Annotated in this window: 10 protein-coding genes, 6 tRNA genes and 1 rRNA gene; all 17 read left to right on the top strand. The window is 43.1% G+C overall.

Annotated features, from left to right (window positions below):
- Positions 1-103, top strand: a 23S ribosomal RNA gene (locus BM377_RS08400); the annotation flags it as partial.
- Between the two features lie 149 nt (positions 104-252).
- Positions 253-326, top strand: a tRNA-Asp gene (locus tag BM377_RS08395).
- Positions 327-357: 31 nt separating this feature from the next.
- Positions 358-430: transfer RNA gene (locus tag BM377_RS08390), tRNA-Val, on the top strand.
- A gap of 28 nt (positions 431-458) precedes the next feature.
- A tRNA-Thr gene (locus BM377_RS08385) sits at positions 459-531 on the top strand.
- A gap of 6 nt (positions 532-537) precedes the next feature.
- Positions 538-619, top strand: a tRNA-Tyr gene (locus BM377_RS08380).
- Between the two features lie 110 nt (positions 620-729).
- Positions 730-803: transfer RNA gene (locus BM377_RS08375), tRNA-Met, on the top strand.
- Between the two features lie 6 nt (positions 804-809).
- Positions 810-882: transfer RNA gene (locus tag BM377_RS08370), tRNA-Phe, on the top strand.
- A 169-nt stretch (positions 883-1,051) separates the two neighbouring features.
- Positions 1,052-1,510 (top strand): HD domain-containing protein, encoded by a 459-nt coding sequence (locus BM377_RS08365; RefSeq protein ID WP_242948130.1) that lies wholly within the window; start codon positions 1,052-1,054, stop codon positions 1,508-1,510.
- Positions 1,503-3,005: an aminotransferase class I/II-fold pyridoxal phosphate-dependent enzyme gene (locus BM377_RS08360; protein WP_092246620.1), complete on the top strand. Its 1,503-nt coding sequence runs from the start codon at positions 1,503-1,505 to the stop codon at positions 3,003-3,005. The genes BM377_RS08365 and BM377_RS08360 overlap by 8 nt, the downstream gene beginning before the upstream one ends.
- Before the next feature lie 29 nt (positions 3,006-3,034).
- A complete protein-coding gene (gene pyk / locus BM377_RS08355; protein WP_092246617.1) occupies positions 3,035-4,444 on the top strand; it encodes a pyruvate kinase in 1,410 nt (469 codons plus the stop codon).
- Positions 4,444-5,037: a nucleoside/nucleotide kinase family protein gene (locus BM377_RS08350; protein ID WP_092246614.1), complete on the top strand. Its 594-nt coding sequence runs from the start codon at positions 4,444-4,446 to the stop codon at positions 5,035-5,037. Before pyk ends, BM377_RS08350 begins: the two co-directional genes overlap by 1 nt.
- A 48-nt stretch (positions 5,038-5,085) precedes the next feature.
- Complete coding sequence (locus tag BM377_RS08345) at positions 5,086-5,526, top strand: YaaR family protein (RefSeq protein ID WP_092246611.1); 441 nt, start codon at positions 5,086-5,088, stop codon at positions 5,524-5,526.
- Positions 5,527-5,539: 13 nt separating this feature from the next.
- On the top strand, positions 5,540-6,586 hold the full coding sequence (locus tag BM377_RS08340; protein ID WP_092246607.1) for a DNA polymerase III subunit: 1,047 nt from the start codon (positions 5,540-5,542) through the stop codon (positions 6,584-6,586).
- On the top strand, positions 6,583-7,518 hold the full coding sequence (locus BM377_RS08335) for a PSP1 domain-containing protein (protein ID WP_092246604.1): 936 nt from the start codon (positions 6,583-6,585) through the stop codon (positions 7,516-7,518). The genes BM377_RS08340 and BM377_RS08335 overlap by 4 nt, the downstream gene beginning before the upstream one ends.
- Positions 7,505-8,245, top strand: coding sequence for a tRNA1(Val) (adenine(37)-N6)-methyltransferase (locus BM377_RS08330; protein ID WP_330392964.1), 741 nt, complete (start codon positions 7,505-7,507; stop codon positions 8,243-8,245). The genes BM377_RS08335 and BM377_RS08330 overlap by 14 nt, the downstream gene beginning before the upstream one ends.
- Before the next feature lie 2 nt (positions 8,246-8,247).
- Complete coding sequence (rsmI, locus tag BM377_RS08325; RefSeq protein ID WP_092246600.1) at positions 8,248-9,099, top strand: 16S rRNA (cytidine(1402)-2'-O)-methyltransferase; 852 nt, start codon at positions 8,248-8,250, stop codon at positions 9,097-9,099.
- A 110-nt stretch (positions 9,100-9,209) separates the two neighbouring features.
- A complete protein-coding gene (gene pckA / locus BM377_RS08320) occupies positions 9,210-10,823 on the top strand; it encodes a phosphoenolpyruvate carboxykinase (ATP) (protein WP_092246597.1) in 1,614 nt (537 codons plus the stop codon).
- Positions 10,824-10,948 lie beyond the last annotated feature (125 nt).

Here is a 10,948-nt window from a genome sequence, read left to right as displayed (position 1 = left end):
ATGCAGTAAGACCCCTTGGAGAGTACGAGGTTAGATAGGCACAAGGTGTAAGCATGGTAACATGTTCAGCTGATGTGTACTAATAGGTCGAGGGCTTATCCAAACTAGGAGAACTTGATGAGGCATGGCCGAATCTAGTTCGAGTGTTGTTCTGGCGAGACTATGAAATAGTCGAGAGCAGAACTTCACCTGTATAGAAATTATCTGGAAATATTCAGTGTTCGGTTTTGAAGGTACAAAAACCTTTAATATGGCCCGGTGGCTCAGCTGGTTAGAGCGCCGCCCTGTCACGGCGGAGGTCAGGGGTTCGAACCCCCTTCGGGTCGCTCAATTTCATAATGTTTGTTTTATTTGAACGGGATCTTAGCTCAGCTGGGAGAGCATCTGCCTTACAAGCAGAGGGTCACAGGTTCGAGCCCTGTAGGTCCCATTTTTCTTCTTACACTATTCGAGTGTAAGCCGATGTGGCTCAATTGGCAGAGCAGCTGATTTGTAATCAGCAGGTTAACGGTTCGAGTCCGCTCATCGGCTCTATATGGATGGCTTCCCGAGTGGCCAAAGGGGACAGACTGTAAATCTGCTGCAAATTGCTTCGGTGGTTCGAATCCACCGCCATCCATTTTTATGCAGAGCACTTAACGAGGTTACGAGTTTAGTGCGAGTTATGGGTGACCACATGATGTGGAAATCCCAATTTAATAATTCGTACGAGGTGCGGATTTATAATGACGCGGGGTGGAGCAGTCTGGAAGCTCGTCGGGCTCATAACCCGAAGGTCATAGGTTCAAATCCTGTCCCCGCTACTATATGCCTAGATAGCTCAGTTGGTAGAGCAGAGGACTGAAAATCCTCGTGTCGTTGGTTCGATTCCGACTCTAGGCATCTTTTTTATTTTATAGGACAGATTACTTGCTCAGTGAACAAATTGTTTACTGAGTTTTTTTATGATTTTTATTCTTTTTTTGGCATGATGTGATAATATAATGGCATGATTAAAGATAGTTTACTTTCTGAAATTGAAACAAATGAGACATACAGGAGTATCCTTCATATGTATGGCGAAGAGATATTATCCTGTGAGAAATATAATACTCTTAAGAACTATATTCAGCATGGGAATGTCACTGTATATGAGCATTGTATTCATGTTGCGCTTCTTTCTATCAGGATCAACCGAAAACTCGGCCTTGGCTGTAAGGAGAGAGATCTTGTAAGAGGAGCTCTTTTGCATGATTATTTCTTGTACGATTGGCATGATGCCGAGGCTCCGGTCAATACTCATCCCAAGCTTCACGGCTTTTATCATCCCGGAATTGCCCTTAAGAATGCAGTAAAAGACTATCCTCTTACTGAGCGTGAGAAAGATATAATTGCTAAGCATATGTGGCCGCTTACCGTTAAGCCGCCAAGATGCAGAGAGGCCTGGGTAATCTGCCTTGCCGATAAATATAGTTCTACTTTGGAAACGCTTAAAATCAGAAAAGGAAAAATCGGAATCAATTATGCATGATTTATATCATGAGCTGAAAAAGTTGGCAGAAAGTGATAATTATCCTTTCCATATGCCGGGACATAAGAGAAATACTACGAGCACCCCATTTGAGGGTGCTTTTCGTTGTGATATCACAGAAATAGATGGATTCGACAATCTACACGACGAAACAGGTCTTATTCTTGATGCAGAAAGAAGAGCAAACAAGCTTTATGGCGCCAAAGAGACGTATTTTCTTGTAAACGGTAGCACATGTGGAGTGTTAAGTGCTGTGTCCGCTGCGGCCTCGATGGGAGAAACGATACTGGCTGCCAGAGGTAGCCATAAAGCCTTATATCACGCTGCTTATATCAGAAATCTTGATATTAAATATCTTCCTTACAAGATGAATTCCAAATATGAAATCCCTGAGGCATACACTGCTGAGGACATTCGTCCATATCTGCCAAAAGATATTGCGGCATTATTTATCACTTCCCCTACATATGAGGGAAAGTGCAGCGATATTGCAGAAATTGCGGCGCTCTGCCATGAAAAAAACATTCCGCTTATTGTAGATGCGGCTCACGGAGCGCATTTTGGTTTTGGTAGCGCATCTGGTATCAATAGAAGCGAAAAAACAAGCAAAGATTATGCTTCTGTTCCCGAAAGTGCAGTAGCACAGGGGGCGGATATTGTGATCCACAGCGTTCACAAGACTCTTCCTTCCATGACACAGACAGCGCTTATTCATATAAACGGAGAACTTATTGATAAAGAGCTTGTAAAAAGATATCTGAGAATCTATCAGTCCAGCAGTCCTTCATATATACTCATGGCTTCAATTGAACAATGCATGGAAGAAATGGAGAAGAATGGAACTGAATATATAGATAAGCTCCTAAATTACAGGAATTATATATCTGAAGAGACCTCAGCACTTAAAAATATCAATTTACCCGGTCCTGATGAAATTGATGACCCCTGTAAAGTGCTTATTACAGACGCTTCCGGCACAATGACAGGACAGCAGATATATGATATACTTCGTACGGAATATGCTTTACAGCTTGAAATGGCGGGTACGAGAACTGCTCTTGCCATTATAACGGGAAGCGACACGAAAGAAGGAATAGAAAGGCTTATAGAAGCCTTAAAAAATATAGATAAAAAGATAGAAGAGGTTAAAAAGAGCAATATAGAAGGAAAATCAGGCAACCTCTTTAAGAATTCTAATATAGCGGAAATTGTCAGGATACGTGATATTCCACCATATAAAATGAAGCTTTCAAAGGCCTGGAATGCAAAGTCGGAGGTAGTAAGTATTGATAAGGCATGCGGAAGAATCTCTGCAGAATTTATCAACTTGTATCCACCGGGAATTCCGATAATTGTTCCGGGGGAAGTGCTCACGGAAGAAATTGTTTCGGAGATTAAGAACTGCAATGATAAGAATCTCAATCTTCAAGGTATAATAAATATAGATAAAAAACAGAGCGCCGAAATCGGCGTTAAGGTTATGGTAGATTTTTAAAGGTAATACGTTAGTTAGAGAGGATAAGTATGAGAAAAACCAAGATTATATGCACAATTGGTCCTTCAAGCGAGAGCGAAGAGAAGCTTCGTGAGATAATGCTTGCGGGTATGAATGTGGCTCGTTTTAATTTTTCACACGGTTCACATGAAGAGCATAAAAGAAAGTATGACAGGATCAAGAAGCTTCGCGAGGAGCTTGATCTTCCTATTGCTGTTATGCTTGATACAAAAGGTCCCGAGATAAGACTTAAGGACTTTGCAAACGGCAAAGAAGAGCTTGAAGCCGGTCAGAAATTCACACTTACTTCAAGAGATATACAGGGAACCAAGGACGAGGTTTCCATTACATACAAAGAGCTCACTAATGACTGTAAAAAAGGAATGACAATTCTTTTGGATGATGGTCTTATTGAGCTTGCGGTTGATGACGTGACGGATACAGATATAGTTTGCACTGTTGTTAACGGCGGACCGATTTCCGATAAAAAGGGAGTCAATGTGCCCGGAGCAGAGCTTACAATGCCATATCTTAGCGAACAGGACAGAGGCGATATCGAGTTCGGCTGCGATCAGGGCTTTGATTTTGTAGCTGCTTCTTTTGTCAGGACAGCAGCGGATGTACTTGCGATAAGAGAAATCCTTGATGCCAAGAACAGCCACATGAAGATTATAGCTAAGATAGAGAGTACTCAGGGAATCAATAATCTCAAGGAAATCCTTAAGGTGGCGGACGGAATCATGGTTGCCAGAGGCGATATGGGTGTTGAGGTGCCTTTTGAGGACGTTCCCGTTATTCAGAAAGAGATGATCAAGCTGGCAGAGGCTGAAGGAAAATATGTTATTACAGCAACACAGATGCTTGATTCTATGATCCATCATCCACGTCCGACAAGAGCCGAGGTTACAGACGTTGCCAACGCTATTTACGACGGAACCACAGCAATAATGCTTTCAGGAGAGACCGCATCAGGCGATTATCCTGTTGAAGCCGTTAAGACAATGGCCAGGATCGCGGAGCGTACAGAGGCCGATATCGACTACGTTGGAAGACTTCGAAAAAGAGATTACGCACCCGGTGATTCAACGACTGCGATCTCACATGCAACCTGTAATATAGCGGCTGAACTTAATGCAGATGCTATCATTACAGTCACTATGTCAGGATTTACCGCGGCTATGGTTTCAAGGTACAAACCCAACTGCCAGATCATCGCATGCACTATCAATCCGACTACATGCAGACAGCTTAACCTTATGTGGGGCGTAACACCGCTTCATATCAGACAGGAAGATACAGCGGACGAACTTTTCAAAGAGGCCGTAAGCTCAGCTAAACGCTACGGATATCTCAAAGACGGCGACAAAGTCGTACTTACAGCCGGAGTTCCTCTCGGAATACCCGGAAGAACCAATATGATTCGTGTTGAGGAGCTTTAATGGGTAAGATATTTCTTTTGATGGGAAAAAGCACATCGGGCAAGGACACAATTTACCGAGAGCTCATAAAAAACGGGGATCTTAAGCTTAATAAAGTCATTCCTTATACAACTCGTCCCATGAGAGACGGCGAGAAAGACGGAGTTCAGTATTTTTTTAAGGATGAGAACGGATATCTTAACCTCAAAAACGCAGGAAAGATAATTGAAGAGAGAACCTATCATACCAATTACGGCGAGTGGCGATATTTTACCGTTGACGACGGCCGGATAGACCTTGATGGCGGCAATTATCTGATGATAGGAACGCTTGAGTCCTACTGCTACATAAGGGATTATTTCGGAAAAGAAAATGTGGTACCGCTTCTTATTGATGTGGATGCCAAGATACGTCTTACAAGAGCTATGCACAGAGAAGATAAGCAAGAACACCCCAGATATGATGAGATGTGCAGAAGATTTCTTGCCGACGAAGAAGATTTTGCCGAAGATAAGCTTAAGGAAGCAGGCGTAAGTAAGCTCTTTAAGAACAACGAAGCCATCGAAACCTGTATAAAAGAAATAACTGAATACATAAATCGAGAAATACGATAAAATATATTATATAGAGAAATGAAGTAAAGTTGTAACGAGGTGCGAAGCATGGATATTAAAGTTAATAATATCAGCCCGACAACTCAGATCCCGGAGCCCGAGCAGGTTAAAGAGGCGAATGGGGATTTTAAATTTGTGCTTACAAGTAAGCTCGAAGATACGGGGCTTGCGGAGCGCCTTAATCTGATGCTGCAGGATATCGTTCAGCAGGGAAAACGTATATCCAAGAGAAACGATATCAAAGATATGCAGAGATACAGACTTCTGATCAAAGATTTCTTAAATGAAGTAGTATCAAGATCACACGAATTCTCAAGAGAGAACTTTCTTGACAGAAAGGGAAGACACAGAGTTTACGGCATCATCAGACAGGTGGATGATGAGCTTGATGCGCTTGCACAGGAACTGGTTAAAGATGAAAAAGACAACATAAGCATCCTTGCCAAGATTGGACAGATAGAAGGGCTGCTTTTGGATATTTTTACATGAGTAGGGAGCTAAAATGGCGGATTTTGCCGATATCATAGATCAAGTTCAGATGAAAGAGCACATGCAAAATGCGCTTTTGACAGACAAGATATCACATGCGTATATAATTTCCGGAGAAAATAATTCGGGAAAAGAGTATATCGCACGAATCTTTGCCAAAGCTCTACAGTGCGAGGACAGGGCCGAAAAAGACGGATATATTGAAGCTTGCAACAAGTGTCCGTCCTGTATAAAAGCAATGTCCGATTCACATCCTGACATTATCACGATAACGCATGAAAAGCCCGGAAGTATCGGTGTAGACGACATTAGACTTAAGCTCCGCGACGACGTGGTAATTAAGCCGTACGAAAGCAAATACAAAATATATATCATTCCCGAGGGAGAAAAAATGACGGTCGCAGCTCAGAATGCGCTTCTTAAGACGCTTGAAGAGCCGCCCGCATACATAGTTATCATCATTCTTACAAGTAATATCAATGCATTTCTCCCGACAATCACAAGCAGATGCATAGTTTTACCTATGAAACCCGCACAGGACGACACCATAATGAAGTTCCTAATGGAAGAGTGCCATGTTGTGGATTATAAGGCCATGCTTTGCGCTTCTTTTGCAAGAGGAAACGTCGGAAAAGCGCTGGAGCTTGCATCAAATGAGAGATTTGAGAGCCTTAAGAACAGCACCATTGAGCTGATCGGTAAGCTTCCGCACCTTGAGATACATGATATGCTCGAAAGAGTCAGAACTATCCTCGCCCCTTCCGAAGAGGAAGAAAAAACTTCCAAGAAGGGAATAGATGACAAAAACCTCGAAGATTTCCTTGATGTACTCTACTTTCTGTTCAGAGACATGCTTGTCTACAAGGCTACGGACAACGAGGAACACTTGATTTTCACAGATAAAATAGCGTATATTAGTAGTGTTACATCAAAATGTAGTTATCAAGATATTGATAAAATTATTAAAATCATGGAGACTGCGAAAAATCGCATTAAATCCAATGTTAATATAGAACTTGCCCTTGAGCTTATGCTTATCGGCATAAAGGAGTATTTATGACAAGAGTAATCGGCGTTAGATTCAGAACTGCCGGAAAGATATATTTCTTTTCACCCGGAAAATATTTGATCAAAAAAGGTGATCACGTAATTGTTGAGACAGCAAGAGGAGTAGAATACGGAACCGTTGTTTCAGAGCCCAAGGAAATACCCGACGAAGATGTGGTCAAGCCTTTAAAGACCGTCCTTAGAACATCCAGCACCAAGGATGACGAACAGGAAAAAGAAAACCGTAAAAAAGAAAAAGAAGCATTTAAGGTCTGCCTTGAGAAGATCAAGAAGCACAACCTTGAGATGAAACTCATAGATGCAGAGTATACATTCGACAACAACAAGATCCTCTTTTACTTTACTGCCGACGGCAGGATCGATTTCAGAGAGCTGGTAAAAGACCTTGCGGCTGTATTCAAGACAAGGATTGAGCTCAGACAGATCGGTGTAAGAGATGAGACCAAGATAATCGGTGGCTACGGAATCTGCGGAAGACCGCTCTGTTGTCATTCATATCTTGCAGACTTCGTTCCTGTATCCATCAAGATGGCCAAGGAGCAGAGCCTTTCACTTAATCCGACCAAGATCTCGGGTGTTTGCGGAAGACTTATGTGCTGCCTCAAGAACGAAGAGGACGTATACGAAGAACTCAACCGTATGATGCCAGGCGTAGGCGATATCTGTACAGCCAACGACGGATATGAAGGCGAGGTATCAAGCGTTAACATTCTTCGTCAGACCATCAAGATCCTTGTTGATATCGACGATGAGAAGGAAGTTCACGAGTACAAGCTCGATGAGATAACCAATATTAAGAAGAAACCTAAGAAAAAGAACAACAATAATAAGAAAAATTCTCAAGATGAAGAAGAAATGAAAGAGCTCGAGAAGCTTGAGAAGATCGAGAAACAGGAAGGAAAGTCAAAGCTTGGGGACAATTGATCTAAAACCCGGTGAAAGACTGGATGAGCTCCAGAGGAACAACTATAGGATAATACAAGATCCGGAGAGATTTTGCTTCGGCATGGATGCAGTTCTTTTGTCCGGATTTGCGACGGCACAGGAAGGAGCCAGAGTACTTGACCTTGGCACCGGAACCGGAATAATCCCGATACTGATGGCGGCTAAGACTAAGGCAAAAGAGCTGATAGGACTTGAGATACAGCCCGAGAGCGCAGACATGGCCGATCGCAGTGTAATCCTAAATGACCTCCAAGAGCGCGTGAAAATAGTTCAAGGTGATATTAAGGAGGCAGAGCATCTATTTGAGGCTGCCTCCTTTGATGTTGTTACGAGTAATCCTCCGTACATGATAGGCGGGCACGGACTTAAAAATCCCGATGCGCCCAAGGCGATCGCAAGGCATGAAGTCCTTTGCGACCTCGAGGATGTGATAAAGGCAGCAGCAAAGTGCCTTAAACCCGGAGGAAAGTTCTACATGGTGCACAGACCCTTCAGACTCGCCGAGATCATGGTAATGATGCATGATTACAAGCTTGAGCCAAAGAGAATGAAGCTTGTGTATCCATATGTGGACAAAGAGCCCAATATGGTCCTCATAGAAGGAGCCAGAGGCGGAAGATCAAGACTTACGGTAGAAAAGCCGCTCATCATTTATGATGCGCCCGGCAAATACACACAGGAAATATACGACATATACGGGTACTAATTATGCAGGGAATGTTATATCTATGCGCGACACCCATAGGAAATCTCGATGATATGACCTTTAGGGTGCTTGAGACATTAAAAAACGTTGACCTGATAGCTGCGGAGGATACCAGAAACAGCATTAAACTCCTCAATCATTTCGATATTCACACCGAAATGACCAGTTATCACGAGTACAACAAATATGATAAAGCTCTTTTCCTTATAGAAAAGATGCAGCAAGGACAGAACGTTGCTCTTATAACGGATGCGGGAACGCCCGCCATATCGGATCCCGGAGAGGTGCTTGTAAGAGAGTGTCAAAAGGCAGGGATCAAGGTGACATCGCTCCCCGGACCGGCGGCTTGTATTACTGCGCTTACGCTTTCCGGATTATCTACAAGGAGATTTTGCTTTGAAGGCTTTCTTCCTTCACTTGATGATAAGAAAGCAAGGAAAAGAATCCTCGAAGACCTCAAGGATGAGAGCAGAACGATCATATTGTATGAGGCTCCGCACCATTTAAAGGCGGCTCTTGATGACCTTTACGAGACTTTGGGAGATAGGAAGATCACTCTTTGCAGGGAACTTACCAAGAAGTTTGAAGATATAACACCGACTACGCTGGAAGGAGCAATCTCTTTTTACAAGGAAAACGACCCGAGAGGGGAGTACGTACTTGTCATTGAGGGAAAGAGCCTTGAAGAACAGGACGAGGAAAAGAGGAAATCCTGGCAGGAAATGAGCATAGAAGAGCACATGAAATTCTATGAGGATGCGGGTGTTTCGCATAAAGATGCAATGAAAAAAGTTGCGGCGGACAGAGGGGTCGGAAAACGTGAAATTTATCAGGCTTTACTTGATGAAAAGTAACGAGTATGCGCTTGATAAAAATTTGACTTTGTAGTATAAATGAAGTAACGGTCGCAAATTTTGGTTTTTTATACCAAAGATAATATTATAAAGAAAAGAGGTCGAATCAGATGGCAGAAATCAATTTAAGTCAGTATGGCATCACAGGAACAACTGAGATAGTTCATAATCCTTCATATGAGATGTTGTATGAAGAGGAGAAGAAGCCTGAGCTTACAGGTTATGAGAAAGGTCAGGACACAGAGCTTGGTGCTGTCAACGTTATGACAGGTATCTACACAGGACGTTCTCCTAAAGACAAGTACATCGTTATGGACCAGAATTCTAAGGACACTGTTTGGTGGACATCAGAAGAGTATCCTAACGACAACCACCCTATGACAGAAGAGACATGGGCTAAGGTTAAGGAGATCGCTAAGAACGAGCTTTGCAACAAGAGACTTTTCGTTGTTGACGCTTTCTGCGGCGCTAACAAGGATTCTCGTATGGCAGTTCGTTTCATCGTAGAGGTTGCTTGGCAGGCTCACTTCATTAAGAACATGTTCATTCAGCCTACAGATGCAGAGCTTGCAGACTTCAAGCCTGACTTCGTAGTTTACAACGCTTCACTTGCTAAGGTTGACGATTACAAGGCACTTGGCCTTAACTCTGAGACATGCGTAGCATTCAACATCACAAGCCGTGAGCAGGTTATCATCAACACATGGTACGGCGGAGAGATGAAGAAGGGTATGTTCTCAATGATGAACTACTATCTTCCTCTTAAGGGCATGGCTTCTATGCACTGCTCAGCTAACACAGATATGGAAGGTAAGAACACAGCTATCTTCTTCGGTCTTTCAGGAACAGGTAAGACAACACTTTCAACAGATCCTAAGAGACTCCTCATCGGTGATGACGAGCACGGTTGGGACGACAACGGCGTATTCAACTTCGAAGGTGGTTGCTATGCTAAGGTTATCGGACTTGATAAGGAGTCTGAGCCTGATATCTACAACGCTATCAAGAGAGATGCTCTTCTTGAGAACGTAACTGTTGCTGCTGATGGTAAGATTGATTTCGAAGATAAGAGCGTTACAGAGAATACTCGTGTATCTTATCCTATCAACCACATCGACAACATCGTACAGAAGGTTAACAAGATCTCTGCAGGTCCTGATGCGAAGAACGTTATCTTCCTTTCAGCTGACGCTTTCGGAGTACTTCCTCCTGTATCAATCCTCACACCTGAGCAGACTCAGTACTACTTCCTTTCAGGCTTCACAGCTAAGCTTGCAGGAACAGAGAGAGGAATCACAGAGCCTACACCTACATTCTCAGCTTGCTTCGGACAGGCATTCCTTGAGCTTCATCCTACAAAGTACGCTCAGGAGCTCGTTAAGAAGATGCAGAAGAGCGGAGCTAAGGCTTACCTCGTAAACACAGGTTGGAACGGAACAGGCAAGAGAATCTCCATCAAGGATACTCGTGGAATCATCGATGCTATCCTTAACGGTGATGTAAACAAGGCTGAGACTAAGAAGATCCCGATCTTCGATTTCGAAGTTCCTACATCACTTCCCGGAGTTGATCCTGCAATCCTTGATCCCAGAGACACATACGCTGATGCTTCTGAGTGGGAAGCTAAGGCTAAGGATCTTGCACAGAGATTCAACAAGAACTTCAAGAAGTACGAAGGAAACGCAGACGGCAAGGCACTTGTTGCTGCAGGCCCTCAGCTTTAATCTGAAGTTTGAAGCTACAATAAAGATATACACGGCGTCGAGAGAGATCTCGGCGCCGTTTTTTTGAGCAGAGCACTTGCCGAGGTAAGTGCTATAATATAAAGAAATAACACAATAAGGGGTAA

This window comes from Butyrivibrio sp. INlla21, assembly GCF_900116875.1.
Lineage (GTDB): Bacteria > Bacillota > Clostridia > Lachnospirales > Lachnospiraceae > Butyrivibrio.
The sequence above is the reverse complement of the archived record's forward strand: the minus strand, read 5'-3'. Positions and strand labels throughout refer to the sequence as shown.

Excerpts from the sequence above, each read along its gene's own strand:
- BM377_RS08365 (WP_242948130.1), top strand. The coding sequence starts at position 1,052 with ATGTATGGCGAAGAGATATTATCCTGTGAGAAATATAATACTCTTAAG.
- BM377_RS08360 (WP_092246620.1), top strand. The coding sequence starts at position 1,503 with ATGCATGATTTATATCATGAGCTGAAAAAGTTGGCAGAAAGTGATAAT.
- pyk (WP_092246617.1), top strand. The coding sequence starts at position 3,035 with ATGAGAAAAACCAAGATTATATGCACAATTGGTCCTTCAAGCGAGAGC.
- BM377_RS08350 (WP_092246614.1), top strand. The coding sequence starts at position 4,444 with ATGGGTAAGATATTTCTTTTGATGGGAAAAAGCACATCGGGCAAGGAC.
- BM377_RS08345 (WP_092246611.1), top strand. The coding sequence starts at position 5,086 with ATGGATATTAAAGTTAATAATATCAGCCCGACAACTCAGATCCCGGAG.
- BM377_RS08340 (WP_092246607.1), top strand. The coding sequence starts at position 5,540 with ATGGCGGATTTTGCCGATATCATAGATCAAGTTCAGATGAAAGAGCAC.
- BM377_RS08335 (WP_092246604.1), top strand. The coding sequence starts at position 6,583 with ATGACAAGAGTAATCGGCGTTAGATTCAGAACTGCCGGAAAGATATAT.
- rsmI (WP_092246600.1), top strand. The coding sequence starts at position 8,248 with ATGCAGGGAATGTTATATCTATGCGCGACACCCATAGGAAATCTCGAT.
- pckA (WP_092246597.1), top strand. The coding sequence starts at position 9,210 with ATGGCAGAAATCAATTTAAGTCAGTATGGCATCACAGGAACAACTGAG.